Origin of the sequence: Sorangium sp. So ce394 (genome assembly GCF_051474665.1) — a bacterium.
GTDB classification, from domain to species: Bacteria; Myxococcota_A; Polyangia; order Polyangiales; family Polyangiaceae; genus Sorangium; species Sorangium cellulosum_D.
On record NZ_CP150339.1, the window covers coordinates 5,350,368 to 5,375,693 of the forward strand.

The following is a 25,326-nucleotide window of genomic DNA, read 5'->3' on the forward strand; positions in this document are numbered from 1 at the left end:
GCGCGCGAGGCGCGGTGACGCGAAACTCTATCTCTCCGGGAATTCGCCATGAGCATCTCCAATCGGCCGCTCCGCGGCGATCGTCGTCGAGAAGTGGTCCTGTCGGGCGCCGCGCTCGTCGACGTCCGCCCGTGGAGCGAGGCGCGCTCGGTGCTCGCCGTCGCGAGCCCCGCCGCCGCCGCGGGCCACGTGGATCTCGCCGCGTGGATCCGCGCGCACCGGCCGCGCGTCGACGCCCTGCTCCTGGAGCACCGGGCGCTGCTCTTCCGCGGCTTCGGCGTCGACGCGCCGGAGCGCTTCGCCGAGGTCGTGGCCGCGGCGTCGGACGGCGATCCGCTCGACGCGCCCGGCGACGAGTCGACGCCCCGGGCCGAGGCGGGCGCGAAGCGGGTTTACGCCTCGACGTTCTACCCGCAGCACCAGACGATCGCGTTGCACAACGAGGGGGCTTACTGCTTCACGTGGCCGCGGAAGATCTTCTTTTGCTGTCTCACCGCGCCCGGGGGGCGCGGCGAGACGCCCATCTGCGATGTCCGCCGCGTGCTCGCGCGGATCCCGCTGGAGATCCAGGCTCGCTTCGAGGCGAGGGGCGTGCGGTACGTGCGCAATTACAACGCGGGTGTCGGGTTGACCTGGCAACAGGCGTTCTATACGGACGACCGTGCCAAGGTCGAGGCGTACTGCAAGGCGCACGCGATCGAGGTCGAGTGGCTCGACGGCGAGCGGCTGCGCACCGTCGCGGTCCGGCCCGCGGTTCAGCGCCACCCGATCACGGGGGAGCGGCTCTGGTTCAACCACGCGGCGTTCTTCCACCTCGCCGCGCGCGAGGCCGACGTGCGGCAGGCGCTGGTGTCGACCTACGGAGAGGACGGGCTGCCGTTCCAGACCTTCTATGGAGACGGCTCACCGATCGATCCGGCGGACGTGCGGACGATCCTGGACGCCTATGACGCGGAGAGGATCCTGTTCCCGTGGGCGCGCGGCGACGTGCTCCTGCTCGACAACATGACCGTCGCGCACGGCCGGGAGCCGTTCGAGGGCGCCCGCCGCGTGGTCGTCGCGCTCTCGGAGCCGCGGTCCGTGTCGTGAGCCGCGCGCGGCGCGCGCATCCAGGACCGCCGCGGGCCGCGGGCCGCGGGGAGACTTCGTGCTGAGCACCATGGACCGGGGATAGGATGGATAGGCAACTTCAGACACCGGCGCTCGACGAGCAGGTCATTCGCGGCTTCCGGCTCTCGCCGCAGCAGCGGCGGCTCTCGTCCGCGCGGACGGCGCCGGAGGCGCGCTTCGTCTTCGTGGTCGACGGGATCTCCGGGGAGGGCGGCGCCGCCGCGGTGATCGAGGATCTCGCCGGCCGGCACGAGATCCTCCGGACGCGGTTCGCGTGCCTCCCGGGCATGGCGCACCCGCTGCAGGTCGTGGTCGAGGCGGCGCCGGCGCCCGTCGTCGTCGCGCCGCTCGCCGAGGGCGAGACCGAGCCCGCGCTGGTCGCGCGCACCAAGGCCGCGCTCCCGCCGCCCCCCGCCGGCGGCCCGGAGACCACGTGGGCGATCGCGCGCGCGGGCGGCGCCCGGTGGGTCATCGGCCTGCGGACGTCGGCCCTGTGCGCCGACCGCGAGACCGCGGGGCACCTGGCGACCGAGCTCTGCGCCCTGGCAGCCGCGCGCGCCGGGCGCACCCGCGACGCGCTCGAGCCCACCGTGCAGCACGCCGATTACGCCGACTGGGTGGCCGAGCTCGCGGCGTCCGATGAGGCCGTCCCCGGGATCGCGCACTGGCAGCGGCAGCGGTCGGTCGAGGCGTCGGTCGTGCCGGGCCTGGACGAGCCCCCGTCCGAGGGGGCGATCGACCGGTCCTTCGAGGTCGACGCCGCGACGCTCGCCGCCCTGGAGCGGGCCTCCGCCGAGCGCGGCGTGTCGCTCGAGGCCCTGCTGCTCGCCGCCGTCGCCGCGACGGTGGACCGCCACGCCGGCCGCGGCGAGGTGCGCCTCGACGTGCTGCTCGGCGGCCGCGAGCTCGCCGACCTGGCGGGCGCGGTCGGCCCGTTCGCGCAGCTCGCGCCCCTCGCGGCGCCCGTCGGCGCCGGCGCGACCTTCGCCGCGCTCGCGGCGGACGTGCACGCGCGCCTCCGGGAGCACGCCCAGTGGCAGGCGTGCCTGGGGGCGCGCGAGGACGAGGGGACCGCGGAGGGGCAGGGGACCGCGGGCGTCGCGTTCCGCTTCGAGCGCGCCCCGGCGCAGGCCGAGCGCGCGGGCGTCACGGCCCGCGTCGCGGCGTGCGAGGTGGACGAGCCCGCGGCCGGCGTCCGCGTCGGCTTCACGTGGTCGCCCGAGGCGCCGCGGCTCGCGTGCGCGCTGCGCTTCGCGGGGGCGCGGTACGGCGGCGCGTTCGCCGACCTGTTCGCGGAGCGGCTCGCGACGCTGATCGCGTCGGCGAGCAGGGCGCCGGATCGCCCGGTGGCGCGGCTCGATCTCGTCGGGCCCGCCGAGCTCCGGCGGCTCCTCGCGCTGGGGGACGGCGGGGGCGATCCCGCGGCCGCCGCGGCCGCCGGGCGCACCGTCGTCGACGAGATCCTGGAGCGGGCAGCCGAGCGCCCGGAGCGCGTCGCGGTGACGGCCGGCGGCGCGAGCCTCACCTACCGCGCGCTCGACGCCCGCACCCGCGCCGTCGCCTCGGCCCTCGCGGCGCGCGGGGTCGGCCCGGAGTCGCGCGTCGTGGTCCTGATCGAGCGCTCGGTCGATCTGATCGTCGGCGTCCTGGGCGTGCTGCGCGCCGGCGCGGCGTACGTCCCCGTCGACCCGAGCTACCCCGAGGCGCGCCGGCGCTTCCTCCTCGAGCAGGCGACCACGCGGATCGTTGTCGCGCACGCGGCCACCGCCGACCGCGCCCCCGCCGCCGACCTGCTCCTCGTCGACGCGCCCCTCGACGCGGCGCCCGCGGCGCCGCCGGGGCCCGCGCCCGGCTCGCTCGCGTACGTGATCTACACCTCGGGCTCCACGGGCGAGCCGAAGGGCGTCGAGGTGACGCACGCGAACCTCCACGCCTCGATGCGCGCCCGTTGCGCGCTGTTCGGCGAGCCGACCGAGCGCTGCCTACTGCTCTACTCGTTCGCGTTCGACAGCTCGGTCGCGCCCATCTTCAACACGCTGTGCGAGGGCGGCACGCTCGTGATCGCCGAGGAGGGCGCGCAGCGCGACGCCGCCGCGATCGCGCGGCTCATCCGCGAGCACCGGATCACCGTCACCTACTGCAACCCGAACCTGTGGGGCGCGCTGCTCGACGCCGTCCCCGAGGCCGAGCTCGCGCTCCACCGGTTCGCGATCGTCGCGGGCGAGGCCTGCGTGCCGGCCCTCGTGCGCAAGCACGTCGAGCGCCTCCCGGGGACGCGGCTGCTGAACGAGTACGGCCCGACCGAGGCCACCGTCTGGTGCACGGCGCGCGCCTGCCTGCCCGAGGACGCCTCGGCCGCCCGCGTCCCGATCGGCCGCCCCGCGGAGAGCGCCCGGATCTACGTGCTCGACGGCGATCTCCGGCCGGCGCCGCTCGGCGCCGCGGGCGAGATCTACGTCGGCGGGCTCGGCGTCGCGCGGTGCTACGCACGCCGGCCGGACCTCACCGCGGAGCGCTTCTGCCCCGATCCGTTCGCGGGCGCGCCGGGCGCGCGGATGTACCGCACCGGCGACCGGGCGCGCTTCCGCGCGGACGGCGCGCTCGAGTTCATGGGGCGCGTCGACGACCAGGTGAAGGTGCGCGGCTACCGCGTCGAGCCCGCCGAGATCGAGGCGGTGATCGGGAGCTCCCCGGCGGTGCGCGAGGCCGTGGTCGTCGCCCGCGACGACGGCGACGGCGCCCGGCTCTACGCCTACCTCGCCGTGGACCCGGGGGGCCCCTCGGACGACGACCTCCGCGCGCGGATCGCGGCCAGGCTGCCCTCGTACATGGTGCCGTCGGCGTTCGTGCGGATCGACGGCCTGCCGCGCACGGTGAACGGCAAGGTCGATCGCGGCGCCCTGCCGGCGCCGGTCGCGCCCGCGGCCCCGGCCAGCGTCGCGCCGCGGACCGAGACCGAGCAGGCGCTCGCGGAGATCTGGTCGGCCGTCCTCCGGGCCGAGCGCGTCGGCGTCGACGACAACTTCTTCACCCTCGGCGGCGACTCCATCCGGAGCATCCGGGTGCAGGCGCAGGCGGCCCGCCGCGGGCTCCACTTCACGCCGGCGCAGCTCTTCGGCCACCCGACGGTGCGCTCCCTCGCCGCGTGGCTCGACGCCCACGGCCGCGGCGCCGCCGCCGGCGGCGTCGCGCCCCTCGCGCCGTTCGCGCTGCTCCAGGACGCCGACCGGGCGCGCCTGCCGGCCGACGCCGAGGACGCCTTCCCGCTCACCGAGCTCCAGCTGGGCGTGCTCGCGCACAGCCTGCGCGCGCCGGGCTCGGTCTTCTACCACGACGTCGCGAGCTACCACCTGCGGGCGCCGTTCGACGAGGCCGCCTTCCGCCGCGCCCTCGGCGCGCTCGCGCGGCGCCACCCGGCGCTCCGATCGACGGTGGACCTCACCGGCTTCGGCGAGCCGCTGCAGATCGTGCGCGCCGGGGCCGAGATCCCCGTCGAGCTGCACGACTGGACCGGCCTGACCGAGGCCGCGCAGGCCGTCGCCCTCGCGGAGCACCTCGAGCGGGCGCGCGCGGGCGGGTTCGACTTGCAGCGCGGCCCGTTCCTCCGGATCTCGGTCCATCGCCGCGGGCCGGGCAGCTTCCAGTTCACCCGGGCGCAGCACCACGTGCTGCTCGACGGCTGGAGCTCGGCCCAGATGGTCACCGAGCTCTTCCAGCTGTACGCGCGGGAGCTCGGGATGGAGGTCCCGGCGCTCCCGCCGCCCCCGCGCATCGGCCAGCGCGAGTGCGCCGCCCTCGAGCGGCAGGCGCTCGCGTCGGAGGCGGCGCGGGATCACTTCCGGCGCACGCTCGAGGGCGCCGCGCTCGCGCCCGTCGCCGCCGCGCCGGCCCCGCCTTTCGGCCGCGCGCAGGAGGCGCCGGTCCGCAACGTGCGCGAGCGGGTCGCGGCGCCGGTCCACGCGGGCCTCGCGGCGCTGGCCGCCGAGCTCGGGGTCCCGCTCAAGACCGTGCTCCTGACTGCCCACCTCCGCGTGCTCGCCTACCTGTGCGGCCGCCGGGACGTGGTCACCGGGCTCGTGGTCAACTGCCGCCCCGAGTCCGAGGACGGCGATCGCGCCGTCGGGATGTTCCTTAACACGGTCCCGTTCCGGGTCGAGCTCGGGCGCGGGAGCTTTCGCGATCTCGTCCGGCAGGTCCACGAGGCCGAGCGCGCGATGGACGCGCACCGCCGGTACCCGCTCGCGCGGCTCGTCCGGGAGAACGGCGGCGAGCCGCTCTTCGACGTCCTGTTCAACTTCGCCCATTTCCACGCCTACGACGCGGCGCTCTCGATCCCGGGGATCACCGTCCTCGACGAGCACGACGTCGGCGAGACGCCCCTCGCGCTCTCGGTCGCGTGCAGCCTCAGCCCGGCGGACGGCGGCCTGTCGATCCTGTTCAGCGGCAGCGCGTCGCTCTTCTCGGACGAGGACATGCAGCTCGTCGCGGGCGCGACCCGGCGCGTCCTCGACGCCATGGCGCGCGCGCCGGAGGGCGCTCACGCCGAGCTCGATCTGCTCACCGAAGGGCAGCGCGCGCTGGCCCTCTCGAACGGCGCGGTCCGCGTCGAGTGGCCGGGGCCGATGCGGATCGAGGCCCGCGTCGAGGCGCGGGCGCGGAGGACGCCGGAGGCCGTCGCGGTGTGGGCCGGCGACGAGCGCGTCACCTACGCCGGCCTGTGGGCCCGCGCCTCCGCCGTCGCGGCCGAGCTCGCGCGCCGCGGGATCGGCCGCGAGGATCACGTCGGCATCTGCATGGACCGGTCGGTCGACGCGGTCGTGAGCGTCCTCGGCGTGCTGATCGCCGGCGCGGCGTACGTGCCGCTCGACCCCGAGTACCCCGCCGAGCGGATCGCCTACCTGGTCCGCGACTCGGCCTCGTCGGTCGCTCTGGTCGATCGCCGCGGCGCCGAGAAGATCGCGGGCACCGGGGCCGAGGCCGTCCTCGCCGCGGATCTCGCGCGCGATCCGCGCCGCGCCGCCCCGCCCCGCGCGGCGCCGGACGGGCGCTCGGCGGACGACGCGGCGTACATCATCTACACCTCCGGCTCGACCGGCCTGCCGAAGGGCGTCGTCGTGCCGCACCGGCAGCTCTGCAACAACCTGCTCTGGCGGCAGCGGCGCTTCCCCCTGGCCGAGGGGCACCGGTTCCTGCACCGGACCTCGCTGAGCTTCGACATCTCGCTCTGGGAGCTGTTCGCGCCGCTCGTCGCCGGCGCGACGATGGTGATCGGCCCCCCGGGCGTGCAGCGCGACGCGATGGCGCTCGCCCGCCTCATCGTCGCCGCGGAGGTCACCGAGCTGTGGTTCACGCCGCAGCTCCTCGATCACTTCCTCGCGGAGCCCGACGCGCGCCGCTGCGCGGCGACGCTCCGGCGCGTCTTCGCCGGCGGCGAAGCGCTGGCGCGGAGCACGCGCGACCGGTTCTTCGCCGTGCTCCCGTCCACCGAGCTCGTGCACACCTACGGCCCGACCGAGACCACCATCGACGTGACCCAGTGGCCGTGCGCCCGCGCGTCGGACGTGGTCCCGATCGGCCGCCCGATCGGGAACGCCTCCTGCTACGTGGTCGACGAGGATCTCCGCCTGATCCGGCCCGGCGCGATCGGCGAGCTCTGCATCGGCGGCGCCGCGGTGGCCCGCGGGTACTGGAACCGGCCCGGGCTGACGGCCGAGCGGTTCGTGCCCGACCCGTTCTCCTCCACGCCGGGCGCGCGGATGTACCGGAGCGGCGATGACGTCCGCCTCTTGCCGGACGGGGAGATCGAGTTCGTCGGCCGCCGCGACGGGCAGGTCAAGGTGCGCGGCTACCGCGTCGAGGTCCAGGAGGTCGAGTCGGCGCTCCTCGCGGCCCCGGGCGTGCGCGGCGCCGCGTGCACGGTCCGGCGGGACGCGGCCGCGGGCGGGGCGCACCTCGTGGCGTACGTGGTCCTCGACCCCGGCGCGACCGCGGCGTCGGTGGCGGCCGCGCTCGCGGCGCGGCTGCCCGAGCACATGGTGCCGGGCGAGCTCGTGGCGCTCGACGCGATCCCGCGCATGCCGAGCGGCAAGGTCGATCGCGCCGCGCTGCCCGCGCCCGCGGCGGCCGCCGCCGAGATCGCGCCGGCCGAGCCCGAGGATCCGGTGGCGCGCGACCTCGTGGAGATCTGGCGCGGCGTGCTCGGCCGGCCCGCGATCGACCCGCACGCCGACTTCTTCCGGCTCGGCGGCGACTCGCTCTCGGCGATGCGGATGATGCTCCGCGTGCGCGCCCGGTTCGGCGTCGCGCTGGAGGCCTCGGCGCTCTACGCGCGGCCCACGATCGACGGCCTGGCCGCCGCGATCCGCGCGCGGCGCCCGTCGGAGGCGACCGCGCTGGTGCTGCTCGAGGACGGCCCCGCGGACGCCGCGCCGCTCTTCCTCGTCCACGCGGCGGGCGGCGGCGTGGACATGTACCGCGAGCTCGCCTTCCGCCTCGGCGGCCGGCGGCGCGTGTACGCGCTGCGCGCGCCGGGGCTCTCCGCCGAGGCCGCGCGCCCCGCCGCGCCCACCGTCGAGGCGATCGTCGCGCCGTACCGCGCCCTGATCGAGCAGGTCTGCCCGGGCGCGCGGCTCTTGCTCGGCGGCTGGTCGCTCGGCGGCGTGCTGGCCTTCGAGCTCGCGCGCCAGCTCGCCCGCGCCGGGCGCGACGTCCCGCTCGTCGCCCTGATCGACAGCCGGCCGCCCGGCGTCGCGCCGCCCCTCGACGAGGGGACGCTCGTGGCCGGGTTCGCCGCCGACCTCGGGCTCGACGGCCCGACGCTGTTCGCGGACCTCGCCGCGACCGAGCCGCCCGGGCGGCTCGGCCTCGTGCTTGCGCGCGCGAGGTCGAGCGCGCTCCTGCCCGAGGACGTGCCGGACGAGCAGATCCAGCGGATGTTCGCGGTGTACGCGGCGCACGTCCGCGCGGCGTCGGCCTACGAGGGCGCGCGCTTCCCGGGCGCGCTCCTCCTGCTGCGCGCGACCGCGACCCTCGCCGACCCCGGCGAGGCGGCGCGCCGGTGGCAAGCGCTCGCCGAGGCCGTCGAGGTGCGCGACGTCGAGGCCGACCACGCGAGCGTCCTGCGCGCGCCCGCGGTCGCCGCGGTCGCCCGCGCCATCGAGGCTCGGCTGCACGAGACAGGGCTCAATCCATCCCCCAGCGCGCCCGGGCCCGGGCCAGGCGTGGAGCATTCATGAGAAGCGACGAAGTCACGCTGAGGCCCAATGCCATCGCCGAGCCGCTCTTCAACCAGTGGTATGCGTGGATCTACCTGATCCCGCCGCCGAGCGCGGCGATGTTCCTCGCGAACAGCCACGTGAAGCTCATGCAGTCCTTCGCCGAGGACCCGCAGATCCACGTCGCCGCGCTCACGAACCCCGCGCTCGCCGGCGGCCCGTTCATCGGCCACGGCGCCGAGGCGGCGGGGGCCGTCCGGGCGCTCGCCGAGCGCACGATCCGCGAGCGCGCCCGGCTGCTCTCGCTCGCGGACGCCATTCACGAGCTCGACCGGCTCGTGGCGGAGCGGGGCGACGGCATGTCGCTCGAGCCGCTCTACGCGCAGATCCCCGCGCCGCTGCGGGGCATGGTCGAGCTGACCTACGACGTCAACGGCCAGCCGGCGGTGCGCTATTTCGAGCCGCTGTTTTACGACAGCGAGTATTACGAGCCGGCCGCGCAGAGCTTCGCGATCTCCCTCGCGGCGAGCGACGTCCGCGGCTACGGGCTCAGCACGCCGCGGCTCCCGCGCCCCGGCGTGCTCATGCTCGACGTGCCGTTCGCGTCGGAGCACCTCGACGCGCTCTTCCGCATGCGCCACACCCCTGGATCGTACGGCGAGATCCGCGAGCGGCTCGGGGTGAGCGCCGGCGACGAGCCGCTCTTCCGCAGCTTCTTCTCGGCCGAGCCGCCGCCGCGCCGCCCGGACTACCGCTCTTCCGAGCCGCGGCTCACGTATTACGGCCACGCGTGCGTCTTGATGGAGAGCGCGTCGACGAGCGTCCTGTTCGATCCGATCATCGCCTACCAGCACGGCGGCCCCGGCGAGCGCCTCACGCACGACGACCTGCCCGAGCGGATCGATTACGTCGTGCTGACGCACAACCACCAGGACCACTGCCTGCTCGAGACGCTGATCGACCTGCGCCACAAGATCGGCACCATCGTCGTCCCGCGGAGCAAGGGCGATTGTCGCGTCGACCCGTCCTTGCGCCTCGCGCTCCAGAGGATCGGCTTTCCGCGGGTGGTGGAGCTCGGACCGATGGAGTCGCTGTCGATCCCGGGCGGCCGGATCGCGGCGCTCCCCTTCCTCGGCGAGCACGCCGACCTGGACATCCGGACGAAGGCCGGCTTCGCGGTCGCGATGGACGGCCGCACCGCGCTGTTTCTCGCGGACTCGAACAACCTGGATCCGAAGCTGTACGACCGGATCCACGACCGGATCGGCGACGCCGACGTCCTCTTCATCGGCATGGAGTGCGACGGCGCGCAGATGAGCTGGCTCTATGGCCCGCTGCTCACGAAGCCGCTCCTGCGGAAGCACGACAGGTCGCGCCGGTTCACGGGCTCCGATTTCGAGCGCGGCTGGCCGATCGTCGAGCGGTTCCGGCCGAAGCAGGTCTACGTCTATGCGATGGGGCAGGAGCCCTGGATGGGGCATATCATGGTGATGCAGTACACGCCGGAGTCGCGCCCCATCGTCGAGTCGGACAAGCTCGTCGCGCGGTGTCGCGAGGCGGGGATCACCGCCGAGAGGCTCTATGGCTGCAAGCGGATCAGCGTGGGCCGCGGGGGAGGGGAGCCGTGATCGCGGCGACGGATGGGGCCGCCTCGCTGCCGCCGCCCGCGGTCGGCGCGGGCACGGGGATGAGGTATCGCCAGCTCGGGAGGAGCGGCCTTCGGGTCTCCGAGATCGGGCTCGGCTCGTGGCTCACGTACGGCTGGCACGTCGAGAGGGAGCGCGCCGTCCCCTGCATCCGCCGCGCGTTCGAGCTCGGGATCAACTTCCTCGACACGGCGAACGTGTACGGCCGCGGCGCGTGCGAGGCCTTCCTGGGCGAGGCGCTCCGCGGGGTCCCGCGCGACAGCTACGTCATCGCGACGAAGGTCTTCTTCGCCATGAGCGACACGGATCGTGGGCTGTCTGCGGCGCAGATCCACAAGCAGATCGACGCGTCCTTGCGGCGGCTCCGGACGGACTACGTGGATCTGTATCAGTGTCACCGCTTCGACCCCGACACGCCGCTCGAGGAGACGATGGCGGCGCTGACCGAGGTGGTGAGGCAGGGCAAGGCCCGGTACATCGGCTTCAGCGAGTGGACGCCCGCGCAGATCCGCGCGGCGGCGGCGATCCCGAACGTCGTGCGGTTCGTGTCGAGTCAGCCGCAGTACTCGATGTTGTGGCGCGCGCCGGAGGCCGAGGTCATCCCGCTGTGCGAGGAGCTCGGGATCGGGCAGATCGTGTGGTCGCCGCTCTCGCAGGGCGTGCTCACGGGGAAGTACCTGCCGGGCAGGCCGCTGCCGCCCGAGTCGCGGGGTGCGACGAGCGTCGGCGGCACGTCTCCGGCGGGCTCGTTCCTGTACCGTCGATTCCTGGAGCCGCGGGTCCTTGAGATCGTGCAGCGTCTCCGGCCGCTGGCCGCGGAGGCCGGCCTGACGCTGGCGCAGCTCGCGATCGCGTGGATCCTCCGCCAGCCGGGCGTCGCCTCGGCGATCATCGGCGCGACGCGGGTCGAGCAGATCGAGGAGAACGCGCGCGCCGCGGGCGTGACGCTCGACCCGTCGCTCGTGCGCGCCGTCGAAGACGTGCTGTCGTCGCTGCACGCGCTCGTGCCTGCTTAGCCGGCCTCGCCACGAGCGACGTTGTCGCCGTGCGCTGCCGCGGCCGGGCGCGTCGGCTTGCGCGCCCGGAACTTGAACGCGCGGCGCGGCGCCGCCTCGACCGCGATGTCGACGAATCCCGCGGCCGAAAGGCGCTGGGGGAGCGTGGCCGGGTCGACGAGCACCATCGTGTCGAACACGTGCACGAGGCGGAAGCCGAGGCTCGGCATGCTGTCGGCGCCGGCGAAGATCCCGCCCGGCTTGAGCACCCGCAGCGCCTCGGCGAACAGCCGATCCTGCAGCGCCGGCGACGGCACGTGGTGGAGCATCGTGAAGCAGCTGACGCCCGTGAAGCTCCCGTCGGCGAACGGCATGGCGGTGCCGTCCCCGTGGACCACGCGGGCTCGCCGATCGAGCTGCCGCGCCAGGCGGTCGGCCAGCGCCGCGTCGGTCTCGAGGGCGGTCAGCGCCGCCGTCCGCTTCAGGAGCACCCGGGTCGTCGCGCCGTAGCCGGGCCCGATCTCGAGCACCTCGCCCCCGAGCTCGACCCCGGCCAGGGCCCAGGGGAGGAATTGGCGCTCGACGGCGTCGGCCCAGCGCTCCGAGGCGCAGAGCCATTGATGGATTCGGTTCATCGACATGCGCAGACGGTAGTCGGCTCGATAGGTGTCCGCCATGCGCTACTCTGCCAATCGATGTCGACAAAGAGACAACCGTCCTTCGGCCTGCCCGCGGACGCCGGCGCCATCGTCGTGGGCAGCTTCGAGATGTCCAGCGGCCGGCGCTTCGACTGGCACGAGCACCCCGTGCACCAGCTCGTGTGGTGCGCCCGAGGCGTGCTCGCGGTCAGCGTCGGCGCCGCGGTTTGGGTGCTGCCGCCGCCGCGCGCGCTGTGGATCCCGGCAGGGGTGGTGCACGCCGTCGAGGCGTCGCGGCCGGCGACGATGCGAAGCGTGTACATCCGTCGCCGCGGCTGCCGGATCCGCTGGACGGCCCCCAGGGTGGTCGCCGCGTCGCCGCTCGTCTGCGAGCTGATCGGCTTCCTCGCCGACCCGAGCGCGGCCGCGCGGTCGCGCGGCCACGCCGAACGCCTGCTGCTCGACCTGCTGCGGCCCCTGGAGGCCAACCCCATCGAGCTGACCCTGCCGCGCGATCCGCGGTCCCGCCGCGTCGCCGACGTCTTGCTGTCCGACCCGGCGGATCCGCGGACGCTCGCGGCCTTCGCTCGAACCGCGGGCGCCTGCGCGCGCACGCTCGCCCGGCTCTTCCTGGCCGAGACCGGGTCCACGTTCGGGCAGTGGCGGACCCATCTCCGTCTGCGCGCCGCGCTCGCGCATTTGGCCGCGGGGGTGCCGGTGGCGGTGGTGGCCGAGCGTGTGGGCTACCGCAGCGCGAGCGCCTTCATCGCGTCGTTCCGGCGCCTCCTCGGCGTGGCGCCGGGCGCGTACTTCGCCACGGCAGCTCACGGTGGTCACGTTGCTGGCGACAGCGCTGGCTAACCTCTTTCTCTTTCATTTCAGTGGGATTTTCTCTCGGCTGCCCGCCGGCGCTGAGGCCGCGCCGCCCCCGGCGGGCTGCCGGCTGGTCCGTCCCCCTTACACCCCTCCGCTCCGTCGGAAAGCTGCGCGCTCCGCGCGGTCGTCGGCCCTGTCCTTGACACGTCATCGCGCGCAGTTTAAACGTTTGTTTGAAACGACCGATTGAGAGGAGCTGGCCTGAGGGCCGCGGCTCCTGGTTCGGCCGTGCAGAGCGGAGGTGTGCGATGACGTGGTGCAAGACCGTGCGCAGGGCGCGGGGCGCGGCGGCGCTCGTGCTCGGGGTGATGGGGGTGACGGGCTGCGGGGGCGACGAGCAGGCGCCTTCGCCGTCGGGGTCGAAGGTGACGTGGTATCGGGACATCCAGCCGCTCGTGGAGCGCTCGTGCGCCTCCTGCCACGACGGCGCGGGCGTCGGCCGGGTGGCGCTGACGGACGCCGCGACGGCGCAGCGGCTGGCCGAGCTCATGGCCCTCCGGGTGAGCGCTGGGGACATGCCGCCGCCGGTGCTGGACCCGAGCTGCCGCAGCTACGAGGGCGCGGAGCGGATGAGCCTCACCGTCGAGGAGCGCTCTCGCTTCGAGGCCTGGGCGCGCGACGGCGCGCCGCTCGGCGATCCGGCCGACGCGCCCCCGCCGCAGCGCGCGAAGGACACCATCGAGGCGCCCGACGCCACGCTCGAGATGCCCGAGGCGCACGACGTGACGCTCGACGACGACGGCAACGAGTACTTCTGCGCGATCATCGACAACCCCTTCACCGAGCCGGCCTGGATCACGGCGTTCGAGGCGATGGTCGGCGATCCCGCGGTGGTGCACCACATGGCCGTGTATCGGGATCTCGCCGGCGACGCCGGTATCGGATACGGCGTTCCGCCGGGGACAAGGGCTTTCCCGTGCCGCGATCCGGTCATCGAGCTCGACTGGCAGCTCCTCCACAGCTGGGCGCCCGGCGTCGGGGTGACGCGGCTGCCGGAGGGCGCCGGGGTCCGCGTCGAGCCGGGCGAGCAGCTCGTCCTGCAGATGCATTATTTCGGGCGCCGGGGTACGAGCGCCCGCGATCGATCGGGATACCGATTGGAGCTCTCGCGCGAGCGGCCCCGCGCCGAGGTCTACATGGATGTCTTCGGCCCGGTGCCCTTCACGATCCCCGCCGGCGTCGAGGGGCACACCGAGCGGAGCAGCACGCAGAACGAGGGCCCGCCGCGGCTCGTCTACGGCCTGTTGCCGCACATGCACCTGCTCGGCCGCTCGTACCGGGCCTGGGTCGAGCGCGACGGCGGCGAGGAGGAGTGCGCGGCGCGCGGCGAGTTCGAGTTCCACCACCAGGCGCTCTACATGTTCGACGAGCCGCTGCGCTGGGGGACGGGAGATCGGTTCGTGGCCGAGTGCACCTGGGACAACACGGCCGAGAGCGAGGGGCAGTTCCAGCTCCCGCCGCAGGACGTGCCCTGGGGGGAAGGGACGAATCAGGAGATGTGCTTCATGGTCGCGTATCTGTCGGACGAGTGATCTCCGCGCGCCGTCACGTCGCGCCGAGGTCGAGCCGCATGGCGCAGCGCCGCGCCGGGTCGAGGCCTTGACGCGCCTCGTTCTTCAGGATCGCCGCGAGCCGCGGCGGCGTCTTGGCCGGCGACAGCTCGCGAAAGCCCATGGCAGCGTAGAACGGCCCATTCCAGGGGACGGTCCGGAACGTGGTCAAGGTGATCGCCTGGAGCTTCGCGCTCCGCGCCCACGCGATGACATGGCCGAGCAGGCGCCGACCGAGCCCCTGGCCCTGGCGTTCGAGCGCGACGTCGAACTCGCGGATATGAAGCTCGTCGCCGATCGCCTCGGCGCCCAGGAACGCGATCGGCGCGCCGGCGCCGTCGTCGACGACCCAGAGCGTCCCTGCCCGGAGCGCATCCCGCCAGCCGTCCGCCGGCGTCACGCTCGCGAGGGCATCGAGGTTGAGGTCCGTCCCCCGGAACGCCTCGCTGGCCGAGCGTTCGATCTCGGGGAGGCGAGGGAGATCGGACTCGATGGCTGGTCGTACGAACGCTGATGTCATGGGGCGTCGGTGGCAGAACCGTAGCCTGATCGGCCTGCCTGAGGTACCCCGATCGGCGCGGCCTGGCCGGCATCGCTTGCGATCAGCGGCGCCCGCTCCACCTGAGGTCGCGCGCGGGGGTTCCACGGAGCCGAACGAGCCCGGGCCGATTCCCGTGAGCGCGGTGTAGGAATCCTCGTCACGGGCTCCGCTGCCCTCGCGCTGCAGGCGTGAGGATGTTGAGGACATAATTGCGACCTGGATCGCCGTTGACGCCGCCTTCGGAGTGGGAGAACCATCCGGAGGCGGGGGGGAGGCATGGGGCACGGACGAGAGGTGAATGCGTCAAGAAGTGCAAGGGCTAACCCCTGAGCACGCATACACCTCCCAGATCGCTGGTGCGCACGCTCCAAATGACCCTGGCCGGATCGAGCGACGTTCGCGACATCATCGTTCGTATCGGGTTGCCAGAGCGCGATCCCGTTTCAGGCGGAGACTTCCGGGTGCTGGTTGAGATCGAGGGGTTCGATGAACCGTACTCGCGTCACTTCCATGGCGTCGACGAGCTCCAGGCATTCCTCGCGGGTTGCTGGCTTGTGCCGCAAATTCTGCCTACTCTGGCCCCACCTGGCGCCAGGTTGACGTGGCTCGGGGAGGACGACCTCGGGTTCGGGACTCCTTCTGCGACCCCGTGAAGCCCACTTGCTGCGCGGCGCCGGCTTCCGCCGTGTGATTTGCGACAGGCACGAGTTTAGGTCGTTAGGGAACGCCGCAAAAAAAGCAAGGCTCGAGAACGATGACACGAAGGTCGTGCCAAACGAACAGAATTAAATCTGTTGCATGAGGTGCATCAATGGATGTTGATTGTATCGCAGAGGATGTGATCGAGGCTGCTGGGGGCGTCGGTGCTTGAGCTCATTACAAAGTTTACGCCAGCAGATGGAAGCTCGCCGCGAACGATCACCCTCCGGATCAGCGACGTGCGCCCCGATCCTGATGGGATCACGTGGTCTGTCGCCGTCGACGTGCTCGGGTTCAAATACGATGACAGCGTGCGCTTGAAGCAGGTGGATTGGGTGCACGCGATTCGAGACGCCGCGAGCTTCATCGCCAGGATGGTGGCAGACAAGATCGAGCATGCGGGCGGAGGAACGCTCGATCCGCCCCTCGATCCGCCGGAGTGGTGACCCATCGCCGCAGGCGGACGGGGCGGCGCAGCCGGCGGTGCGCGCGGGCTCAGGGCGCCGGTTTCTGGGCGGGCGCCGGGCTCGCGGCGGCGGACGGCGCCTGGGCGCGGGTCATGGACCGGATCGCGTGGTTGAGCGCGGCGCGGAGGTTGCGCTGCGTGTTGAGCTGCGACATGTCGAGCCCGAGCGCGACCATCGTCTGGGCGACGTTCGGCTTGATGCCGGCGACGATGCCCTCGGCGCCGAGCAGCCGGATCGCGGTGACGAGCTCGATGAGGTGGCTCGCGACCCGGGTGTCGACGACCTCGACGCCGGTGAGATCGAGGATCGCGTATCGCGCTTGCTTCTCGACGATCTTCGAGAGCAGGCTGTCCATGACGTCGGCGGTGCGAACGCTGTCGACCGTCCCCACCATCGGGAGCGTGAGGACGCCGTCCCAGACCTCGATGATCGGCGTGGAGAGGTCGCGGATGACCCGCTGTTGCGCCTCGATCTGCTGGAGCTGCGTGCGCAGCTCCTTCTCGGCGCGCTTCGCCTCGGTGATATCGAAGGACACGCAGACCACGCCCGCCCCGGGCTCACCGCGATCGTCGCGCAGCGGAATGGCCCAGAGGTCCCAGTAGATGCCGAAGAACTCGTCGCGATGGCGGTGCGTCGTCCCGTCGAACCACGCGTGAAGGTCGATGCCTGCCTTGCGCGCCTCATCGTCGAAGATCTCGAACCAGTTCGCCCCGACGAGATGCCCGGGCTTCAGCCCAGCGTTCGCGAGCCCCTTCCCCTCGTGGTAGAAGCACACCGCGTCGCGATCGAGCCCCCAGATCACGGTGTCGTCCAGGTGCTCGACGATGGCGTCGAACATGCGCGCCTTGGAGCGAAGCGCCTTGAGCTCCTCCTCCGTCGCCTCGGTCGTGGCCCGGAGCGTCCCGAAGACGACGCCGCGGTCGGACGACCGCCTCGCGTTGCAGGAGAGCGGCCGGTGCGCCCCGCTGCCGTCGCGCAGGCGAACGCGGAAGGTGACGGGACCCTCCGCAGCGACCAGCCTCGACCACGCCTCCGCGAGCGCCGCGCGATCGTCCGGGTGAGCGAGCTCCGCGAGCGTCGCGCCCTGCAAGGCCGCGGGGCCGAGCAGCTCCCGCAGCGCGTCGCTCGCGTGCAGCAGCGCCCCCTCGGCCGACGCGACGAAGAGCAGGTCTGGACAGCCGGCGAAGAACTCCCCGAGCAACGCGTTCGAGTCAGATTCCATCAGGCGCGCATCTCCTTGAGGCTGGAGACAGAAAATTACCGTGAGCGGAGCGCATCAGGGAAGGGCCCAGCTCCGATCGCGCTCGCCCCGCGCCCGCTCACCCGATCCCCACGCGCTCCTCCGGCAGCCGGTAGCTCCGCGCCCTCGCCTGGTTCGCCAGCGCCAGCGCCAGGGTCAGCGGCCCGATGCGCCCGATGAACATCGCCACCGTGATGGCCAGCTTCCCCGGCGCGCTCAGCGACGGCGTGATGTTCGCCGACAGCCCGGCCGTGGCGAACGCGCTGACCGCCTCCAGCGCGAGGCCCATCGGGTTGTGCGGCTCCAGGACGAGCAGGACCAGGAGGAGCCCCGCGACGAGCACCATGCTGAGGAACGCGACCCCCAGGGCCCGGCGCACCGTGGCCGCCGGCAGGGTCCGCCCGAGCAGGCGCGGCGCCTCCTCGCCGCGCAGCTCGGCGCGCAGCGCCGCGAGCAGCGCGGCGAACGTCGTGAGCTTGACCCCGCCCGCGGTCGAGCCCGGACCGCCGCCGATGAACATCAGGATGCAGGCGAGCATCCAGGTCGCCGGGCCCATGAGGCTGTAGTCGACCGTGTTCAGGCCGGCCGATCGCGTCATCGCCGACTGGAAGAAGCTCGCCATCACCTTCACGGGCCACGACAGGCCGGCCATCGACCGGCGCGCCTCGAGCAGCAGGTAACCCGCGGTCCCCGCCACGAGCAGCGCCGCCGTCGCGAGCAGCACGACCCGGCTGTGCAACGACAGCCGCGGCGGCCGCTCGCCGCGGAGCCGCAGCCGGATCCGGCTCAGGAGCTCGTCGTGCACCGGGAAACCCAGGCTGCCCAGGATCACCAGCGCCGCCACCACCGCGGAGACCGCGGGCGAGCCGACCAGCGGGACCAGCCCCCCGCCGAACAGCGAGAAGCCCGCGTTGCAGAACGCGCTGACCGAATGGAACACGGCCGCCCAGAGGTGATCGCCGGCGCCCGAGAGCGGCTCCCCGGGGACCGGCCCGGAGGCGATCTGGTGGTGGGGCAGGAAGCTGAACAGCAGCGCGAGCGCGCCCACCGCTTCGATGAAGAGCGTGAACAGGACGATCGCGGCGACGTTGCGGCGGAGCCGGGCGAACGACTCGGCGTCGATCATCTCGGCCATCACCGCCGCGTCGCGGAGCCGGAGCCTCCTGCCGGCCACGATGGCGAAGAACGTCGACAGGACCATGATCCCGAGCCCGCCGACCTGGACCAGGAGGAGCAGGACCGCCTGGCCGAACGGCGTGTACGTCGCGGCGACGTTGTGCACGGCGAGCCCGGTGACGCACACCGCGCTCGCGGACATGAACAGGCCGTCGATGAACGAGGCGTGCGCGATGTCCCGCAGCGACTGCGGCAGGGTGAGCAGGAAGCTGCCGAGCAGCGTGGCGACCGCGAACGACATCATCATGAGCCGGGCCGGGTGCTCCGCGGCCGCGGCGAGGAGCCGCTCGAGCGGCCGGCGCCCCAGCAGGCCCCCGAGCGCCACGAGGAACGCGAGCACCGTGTACGTGCGGTAGAGCGCGACGCCCCGCTGCCCCGGAGCCGCGGCCGGCTGCCCGACCGCCTCGACCGGCTGCCCGAGCACCTCGGCCGGCTGCCCGAGCACGAGGAGCCACTTCTCGCCGAGGCACGCGAGCAGCAGGACGAACGCGAGCAGGAACAGGGCGAGCCGGGGCCTGCGGGCCTCGACCCTGGCGCCGGCGAGCGCCTTGCGCAGGCGCTCCAGCGAGACCACGGCCGCGACCCACGCGGGCACGAGCAGCGTCTCCACCACGGTCAGCGCGGCCGACGCCCGCGGCGTGATCGCGAGGGCGAGGTCGACCCCGAGCAGGGCGGCGCTGCCGACCAGCAGGGGCGTCGGCCGCATCCACGCGGCCTGCTTCCGGGGCGCGATCGAGACGGCGCCCGTCGCGGCGACCCCCGGCGCGGGCTGCGCGAGCATCGAGGCGACCGTCGGCCGCTGCGGGGCAGGGGCGCCGGACGGCGCGGTGCGCGGCGCGCTCGGTCGCGACGACGGGCTCGGCGATGGATCCACGCGCCGCATTCACGCCGCCGCGACCGGCGGTGTCAAGCCGCCGTCCCGGGCGGTCCACGCGACCTCCACGGCGGCGGCGCGCTCCGTCAGGACGCGCGGGGCAGCTCGACCCGGAACACCGAGCCGGCGCCGGGCTCGCTCTCGACCAGGACGCGGCCGCCGTGCGCCTCGACGATGCGCTTCGCCACGGCGAGCCCGAGGCCCGTCCCCGGGATCGCGCCCGCCGACGCCTTGAGGCGCCGGAACGGCTCGAAGAGCTGCGGCAGATCGGTGGGATGGATCCCGACCCCGCGATCGCGGACGGCGATCTCGGCGCGGCCGTCGCCGCCGCGGACCGTCACGTCGACCTGGCCGCCGGCGGGAGAGTACTTGAGCGCGTTCGAGAGGAGGTTGTTCAGCACCTGCTCGATCCGGGTCGCGTCGCAGCGGACGGGCACCGGCGCCTCGGGGAGCGAGAGCTCGATCGGGTGCTCCGGCGAGACCGGGCGGTAGAGCTCCACCGCCTCCTGCGCGAGCTCGCGCAGGTCGCGCTCCTCGAGCTTGAGGTCGAGCTTGCACGCCTCGATCTGCGACGCGTCGACGAGATCCCCGACCATGCGCTCGAGGCGATCGACCTGCCGCCCGACGAGCGCCATGGTCCGTTGGACGCGAGGATCCGGCGGGGGGCCGTCGAGGTTGAGGAAGCTCACGGACAGCCGGAGCGCCGAGAGAGGGTTCCTGAGATCGTGCGCCACGCCGCCGAGGAACGCGAGCTGCGCCTGTCGCTGCCGCTCGAGCGACTCCGCCGTGCTGTTGAAGGCCCGCGCGATGTCGCCGAGCTCGCGCGGCCCGACGAGCGGCGCGCGCGCGGCGCGATCCCCGGCGCCGTAGCGGCCGATGGCCTCCTGGATCGCGACGACGGGGCCGTAGACGAGCCGCCGCGCGCTGAGGAGGACCAGGGACGCGCCCGCCATGAAGAAGATGACCGCCGCGACGCCGGCGGAGCTCGCGCGCTGGCCGAGGCGCGCGACGAGCGCCTTCGACGCGCTGGCCTGCTCGATGTTGATCTCGACGAGGCGATCGAGGGCCCGGAAGGCATCGTCGAAATCGACCGCGTCCACGGTGGGCGCCAGGGCGGCCGACGAGGGGGGCAGGCTGACGTCGTCGGCGGCGCGGCGCCGGGCGAGGTACGCGTCGACGCGCCGCTGCGCGTCCTCGAGGACGCTGCCCTCTTCCGGGCTGCTCACGTAGCGGTGCGCCTCCGCGAGGCCCTCCCTCAGCTCGCGCTCCCACGCATGGTCGTCGGCGATCGCCCCGAAGCTGCCCAACCCGGCCCTGCGGCTGAGCTGGTGCGCGTCGAGGAAGAGGTCGACCTGCAGCCGGTCCGCCAGGCGGACGCTCTCGCTCGCGTCGCCGAGGATCCGGGTGGCCTGTTGCATCGTCGTCGAGGCGACCACGAGCGCGGCGACGACGGCGATCGCCGTGCCCGTGAGGAGACATGTCGCGGCCGCGAGGAGCGTGCTCAGGCTCAGCTGCCTCGGCTGGCGGAGCTCCTGCGGGCGCTGCGTCGCAGTTGTTTCCATGTCCCCGATTGATCCGGTTTCGCGCCCGATGCAAACCCGGCGCGCTCCTCCGGCGGCCGGGCCCGCTCGCACCGGCGCGCTCGGTCGCCCGGGATCGTGGCGCGCCTCGCACGCCCCTCCTGCGTCGCGCCGGCGCATCGCCGCCGGACACGAGGCCTGCTTCGACCTCGTCCAGGAGGTCCGCCTCTCCGGAGGGGCGGACCACGCAACGAAGGACGGTCCGTCGACCCGGAGCAGGGCGCCTGCGCCCCGTGGAGGCTTGATATCCATCAACCGTCCTGGGTCTCATCATCCCTTCCGAGCCGCACAGGAGTCTCGGCTCTCCCCCTGAAGGCTCGTGAATTTCGCCCCCCCGCGGCACGGTCCGCTACGCCGGCCTCCATCTGTCTCTCGTCTCTCGTCTCTCGTCTCTCGTCTCTCGTCTCTCGTCTCTCGTCTCTCGTCTCTCGTCTCTCGTCTTCCGTCTTCCGTGCTCGTCCTTCGTGCGCGTGCGCGATTCCCGGATTATCCCATTGCGATTCCAATCTTCCGAAAACTTTCCGAACGACCGGCGGCGATCATAACGTCCAAAGTACAATCCACGGCTCCGCCGACAAAACCGACAGCTCCAACGAGCTCACCGAGTCGCGTGATATCGTCCCCCCCCACGCCGGAGACGAGATCATGGACAACGACAAGCCCCAAAACCAAACCCCTTCTCTCACGGATCTGATGGGCGCCATGGCGGCGGCCCACGCCGTGCAAGAGCCGTTCTTCCTCGGCCGCCTCCGCGGGCACTTCGGCGCCGACCCCCGCGCCCTCCCCGTCGTCGCCGAGGAGTTCCCGCCCTCGGACCACCCGAACTTCCAGCTCGCCATCGAGACCCACCTCCGCGACGGCGGGTTCACCTCCGAGCTGCTCGGCGTCTCCGGCGGCGACATGTTCCGGGGGGTGAGCCTCCCCGATCTCGTCGCGCCGCCCCCGGCGATGCCCGGGGTCGGCGGCGCGCCGCCCTCGCTGGGCCCCGTGCAGTACCGCAACGTCCGACTCGACGAGGAGCGCGTCATCGCCTGCGTCGCCGGCGGCATCTACCTCCTCGGCCACGGGGACGAGCACTTCGCGCTGCTGGTGCGCGGCCCGAACGACGCCGGGTTCCGGCGCCAGCAGCTCACCGTCGAGGTGATGGCGCGGGACAACGAGCGCGCCCAGCGCCTCCTCGCCGAGCTCCGCGTCTTGATGCGCCGGCTCAACGTCTACCGCAGCCGCGTGGTCACCCTGAGCGAGGCCACCGACGTCTTCCCGGCCGCGACCAAGATCGAGCTCCAGAGCCTCCCGCGGATCGCGCGCGAATCGCTCATCCTGCCCGAGGCGCTGCTCGCGCGGCTCGAGCGGTCGACCATCGGCTTCTCCCGGCACAGAGAGTCCCTGCTCGCCTCGGGGCGACACCTGAAGCGCGGGTTGCTCCTCTACGGGCCCCCGGGCACCGGCAAGACCCTCACCGCGATGTACCTGGCGAGCCAGATGCAGGAGCGCACCACCCTGCTCCTCACCGGGCTCGGGGTGAAGCTGCTCAAGGAGGCCTGCGCGATGGCGCGGTCGCTCCAGCCGTCGCTGGTGGTGCTCGAGGACGTCGATATCATCGCCCAGGACCGCGAGAGCACGGACTCGAGCTGCCGCTCCCCGCTGCTCTTCGATCTCCTGAACCAGATGGACGGCCTCGCGGAGGACACCGACGTGATCTTCCTCCTGACCACCAACCGCCCGCAGGCCCTGGAGCCGGCGCTGGCGGCGCGGCCGGGGCGGATCGATCTCGCCGTGGAGGTCCCGCTGCCGGACGCCGACTGCCGGCGGCGGCTGCTCGCGCTCTACGGGCGCGGCCTCTCGCTCCGGGGCGACGACCTCGCGCCGCTCATCGCGCGGACCGAGGGGGTGAGCGCGGCGTTCATCCGCGAGCTCCTGCGGCGGGCGGCGCTGTTCGCGGCCGACGCGGGGCGCGGCGTCGCGGTCGCCGAGGAGGACCTCAAGGAGGCGCTGCACGAGCTCCTCGTCGACGGGGGGCCGCTCACCCGGAGCCTCCTCGGCGCTCAGGGCCACCGCCCCTCCTGACCACCCCGGCGCCCGCCGGCGCGCACGAGCGCTCCGCTCCGCGTCTCGTCTCCCTCCGCGTCGAAGCGTGGATGTCTCGTCAGGCGCCCATGGACGCCAGCGCGTCCCGCGCGAAGCGCCGTACCTCGGGCGACCAGTCCTGAAGCGCGAACCGGAGCAGCTCCCGGGCGACCGGTCCGCCGAAGTACCCGAGCGAGCGGGCGCCGTCACGGCGGACGCGGAAATCGGCGTGGCTGAGAGAGCGCGCGATGAGCTCGAGCGTGCTCGGATCGCGCAGGTACGCGAGCGCGCGGACGCCGCTCATCAGCTTGTTGTACTCCGGGTCCTCCAGGCGCTCGACGCGGCGCTGAAGGAGCCCCTCGACGAGATCGACGAGGGGCCGCGCGGCGCGGCCGTCTCCGAGCTTCCCGAGCGCCAGCGCGGCCTTGCAGCACACGGCGTACTCCGGGTCGCCCAGCGCGCGGGTCAGCGGCTCGACGGCCCTGCCGCCGCCGTGCGCGGCGAGGGAGGCCGCCGCGCTCGCCCGGACCGCGGGCGCGGGATCGCCGAGCGCGGCGAGCAGGGCGTCCACGGCCTCCACGGCGGCGTACCGCTCCAGCGCCTCCGCGGCCGCCTGGCGCGCCTCCGGATCGGCGCCGGCGAGCGCGTCGACGAGCGGCGCGACGGCGGCGTCGCCGATGGCGTCGAGCGCGGCGCAGAGAGGCTGGCTGCGCCCGGGGAAGGGCGCGTTGCGCGAGAGCGCGAGGGCGAGCGCAGGGGCGAGCGCCGGATCGGCGAGCAGACGGGCGACCCCCGCGGCGGCCTCGACGGGGTCCGAGGGCGTCTGCGTGAGCGCGCGGATCAGGGCGTCGCGCAGCAGGGCGCGGGTCTCGTCCGACCTCGGCGACGTGCTCCCGGCGGCGCCGTCTCCCGCGGCGGCGGCGAGCACCCGGCCGATGGCGTCGAGCACATGAGAGCTCATCGAGTGCAGGGGCCTCATGCGCCCCTGCTGCTCCCACGAGATCTCGTCGCCGAGCGCGGCGGCGAGCGTCGGGAGGAGCGGCGTGCGCCGGTAGAGCATGAGATCCGCGAGCCCGTCGAGGGCCGCGACCCGCACGCGGAAATCCGGGTCGCGCAGGGCGCTCGCGAGGTGCGCCGCGACCTTCGGGTCGCGCAACCGGGCGAGCGCAGAGGCGGCGATGATGCGCACGCCGGGGTCGGGATCGCGCAACGCGCTCGCGAGGTGCGCCGCGTGCACCGGGTGGAGCAGCCAGGACAGCGCGGACAGGGCCTGCCGGCGCACGCCGGGCGAGGGATCTCGCGACAGATCGACCAGCGTCCGCGCGGCCAGCGGGCTGCCGATCGACGCGAGCGTCGTCGCGGCGTCCATGCGGATGCCCGCGTCCGTGTGGCGGAGGAGCGGCTTCAGCAGCGCCTCGCCTCGCGTGCTTTGCACGTGGCCGGCCAGCGCGGCGTAGACCTGGCCGCGCACCGCGGGCGAGGGGTCGCCGGCCCAGGGCGCGAGGCGCTCGAGCGCGTCCGGCCCGGCGGCGATCCTCGCGACGAGCGCGACCGCATCGCTCCGGTGGGCCTCGTCCGGGTCGCTTTGCAGGCGCGAGAGCGCGTCGCCCGCGCGCTCCGGGTGAAACTCGACGAGCCCGAGGGCCGCGGCGTGGCGCACGGCCGCGTCCTCGTCGTCGAGCCGGCGCTCGATCTCGTGGACGATCGTCGCGTCGCCCAGCCGCGCCAGCGCCGCGACGGCGGCGCACCGCACCGCCGCGCTGCCGTCCGTCAGCGCCCGGAGCAGGGCCGCGCGCACGTGCCGCGGATCGAAGCCGCCGAGCGTGTCCCTGGCCGTGGCGCGCACGTCGTCGCGCGCGTCCGCGAGCGCCCGCACGAGCTCCGGGATCGCTGCGTGGCTGCGCAGCTCCCGGACCAGCGTGGCCGCCTCGAAGCGGACGTGCCCGAGCGGCTCCTCGGTGAGCAGCTTGAGGAGCGGCTCCAGCGCCGCTTTGCCGAAGCGACGGAGCAGCTCGTCCCTTTTCTGATCGTAGTCGCTCAGGCAGACAGCGATGATGTGCTCGTTCTTGCGCTCCGCGACGGCGGCCTCGTCCCTCCTCCTGGTGAGCTCGGCGAGGCTGCGCACCATCGCGGCGATCGGGTCGGCGGTCGATCGGTCGTCGATGGCCGCGGGCTCGCCGCGATCGACCGCGTAGGCGACCAGCACGGAGGGGAGCGAGACGGTCTCACCCTCCTGCCCGCGCGTCAGGAGGATCTTCCCCGCCCGCGGCGCGGGGAGCGTCGCGCCGATGTGCGTTGGGCCGAACTCCAGGCCGATGAGGTCCGTCACCACCTCGACGAGGGGCTGGTCCTTGGCCACCTCATCGCCCGGCGAGACCAGCCATTTCTCGATTTTTACCGTGTCGAGCCAGTGGAGGAGGCTGACCAGCTTGAACTCATGGGTTGTTCCCTCGGTCTCTTTGACGTCGTGCATCTCTCGGCCCGTACGTACAGAGACCTCGCCCGGAGGTTACAGGGCCCACGACGGGCCAGCATGGGGTAGTCGTCAATTTGAACATGAAGGCGGGAAGAAAACATGAACGATCTTCCCGCCTTCATGTGGACTCTCCCTGGGCAAGGTCGACCACTGCCCGCCTGGCTCCTGGCGGGTGAA

At 73.5% G+C, this 25,326-nt stretch carries 15 protein-coding genes; 9 read left to right on the top strand and 6 right to left on the bottom strand.

Annotation, left to right across the window (positions count from 1 at the left end; all coding sequences use genetic code 11):
* Positions 1-48: 48 nt before the first annotated feature.
* The 4 genes from WMF33_RS19585 (at position 49) to WMF33_RS19600 (ending at position 10,986) form a co-directional block, all read left to right on the top strand.
* Positions 49-1,089, top strand: coding sequence for a TauD/TfdA family dioxygenase (locus WMF33_RS19585; RefSeq protein WP_437338561.1), 1,041 nt, complete (start codon positions 49-51; stop codon positions 1,087-1,089).
* Positions 1,090-1,175: 86 nt separating this feature from the next.
* Positions 1,176-8,345 (top strand): amino acid adenylation domain-containing protein, encoded by a 7,170-nt coding sequence (locus WMF33_RS19590; protein WP_437338562.1) that lies wholly within the window; start codon positions 1,176-1,178, stop codon positions 8,343-8,345.
* Entirely contained in the window at positions 8,342-9,952 is a 1,611-nt protein-coding gene (locus tag WMF33_RS19595; protein ID WP_437338563.1) for an MBL fold metallo-hydrolase, read from the top strand. Before WMF33_RS19590 ends, WMF33_RS19595 begins: the two co-directional genes overlap by 4 nt.
* Before the next feature lie 59 nt (positions 9,953-10,011).
* Complete coding sequence (locus WMF33_RS19600; protein ID WP_437339495.1) at positions 10,012-10,986, top strand: aldo/keto reductase family protein; 975 nt, start codon at positions 10,012-10,014, stop codon at positions 10,984-10,986.
* Here WMF33_RS19600 and WMF33_RS19605 read toward each other — a convergent pair.
* Complete coding sequence (locus WMF33_RS19605) at positions 10,983-11,606, bottom strand: class I SAM-dependent methyltransferase (RefSeq protein ID WP_437338564.1); 624 nt, start codon at positions 11,604-11,606, stop codon at positions 10,983-10,985. The genes WMF33_RS19600 and WMF33_RS19605 overlap by 4 nt on opposite strands.
* A 54-nt stretch (positions 11,607-11,660) precedes the next feature.
* On the opposite strand from WMF33_RS19605, the gene WMF33_RS19610 reads away from it, so the two are divergent.
* Entirely contained in the window at positions 11,661-12,464 is an 804-nt protein-coding gene (locus WMF33_RS19610) for a helix-turn-helix domain-containing protein (RefSeq protein WP_437338565.1), read from the top strand.
* Between the two features lie 263 nt (positions 12,465-12,727).
* On the top strand, positions 12,728-14,011 hold the full coding sequence (locus tag WMF33_RS19615) for a hypothetical protein (protein ID WP_437338566.1): 1,284 nt from the start codon (positions 12,728-12,730) through the stop codon (positions 14,009-14,011).
* 13 nt (positions 14,012-14,024) lie between these two features.
* On the opposite strand, the gene WMF33_RS19620 is transcribed toward WMF33_RS19615, so the two are convergent.
* On the bottom strand, positions 14,025-14,549 hold the full coding sequence (locus tag WMF33_RS19620; RefSeq protein WP_437338567.1) for a GNAT family N-acetyltransferase: 525 nt from the start codon (positions 14,547-14,549) through the stop codon (positions 14,025-14,027).
* A gap of 392 nt (positions 14,550-14,941) precedes the next feature.
* Here WMF33_RS19620 and WMF33_RS19625 point away from each other — a divergent pair, with 392 nt between their 5' ends.
* The gene (locus WMF33_RS19625) at positions 14,942-15,223 is read left to right on the top strand and encodes a DUF6968 family protein (RefSeq protein WP_437339496.1); all 282 of its coding nucleotides are present in this window, start codon (positions 14,942-14,944) and stop codon (positions 15,221-15,223) included.
* Positions 15,224-15,433: 210 nt separating this feature from the next.
* Positions 15,434-15,715 carry a hypothetical protein gene (locus tag WMF33_RS19630; RefSeq protein WP_437338568.1) on the top strand — a complete coding sequence of 94 codons (282 nt, stop codon included), beginning with the start codon at positions 15,434-15,436 and terminating at the stop codon, positions 15,713-15,715.
* A 49-nt stretch (positions 15,716-15,764) separates the two neighbouring features.
* Here the strand turns inward: WMF33_RS19630 and WMF33_RS19635 are convergent, their stop codons facing one another.
* From WMF33_RS19635 to WMF33_RS19645, 3 genes are all read right to left on the bottom strand, one after another.
* Positions 15,765-16,958 carry a PAS domain-containing protein gene (locus tag WMF33_RS19635; protein WP_437338569.1) on the bottom strand — a complete coding sequence of 398 codons (1,194 nt, stop codon included), beginning with the start codon at positions 16,956-16,958 and terminating at the stop codon, positions 15,765-15,767.
* 97 nt (positions 16,959-17,055) lie between these two features.
* Entirely contained in the window at positions 17,056-19,035 is a 1,980-nt protein-coding gene (locus tag WMF33_RS19640) for a TrkH family potassium uptake protein (protein WP_437338570.1), read from the bottom strand.
* Positions 19,036-19,112: 77 nt separating this feature from the next.
* On the bottom strand, positions 19,113-20,588 hold the full coding sequence (locus WMF33_RS19645; protein ID WP_437338571.1) for an ATP-binding protein: 1,476 nt from the start codon (positions 20,586-20,588) through the stop codon (positions 19,113-19,115).
* A 663-nt stretch (positions 20,589-21,251) separates the two neighbouring features.
* On the opposite strand from WMF33_RS19645, the gene WMF33_RS19650 reads away from it, so the two are divergent.
* Positions 21,252-22,673 carry an AAA family ATPase gene (locus tag WMF33_RS19650; protein ID WP_437338572.1) on the top strand — a complete coding sequence of 474 codons (1,422 nt, stop codon included), beginning with the start codon at positions 21,252-21,254 and terminating at the stop codon, positions 22,671-22,673.
* Between the two features lie 79 nt (positions 22,674-22,752).
* Here WMF33_RS19650 and WMF33_RS19655 read toward each other — a convergent pair whose 3' ends face one another.
* On the bottom strand, positions 22,753-25,146 hold the full coding sequence (locus tag WMF33_RS19655; protein ID WP_437338573.1) for a HEAT repeat domain-containing protein: 2,394 nt from the start codon (positions 25,144-25,146) through the stop codon (positions 22,753-22,755).
* Positions 25,147-25,326: the final 180 nt, after the last annotated feature.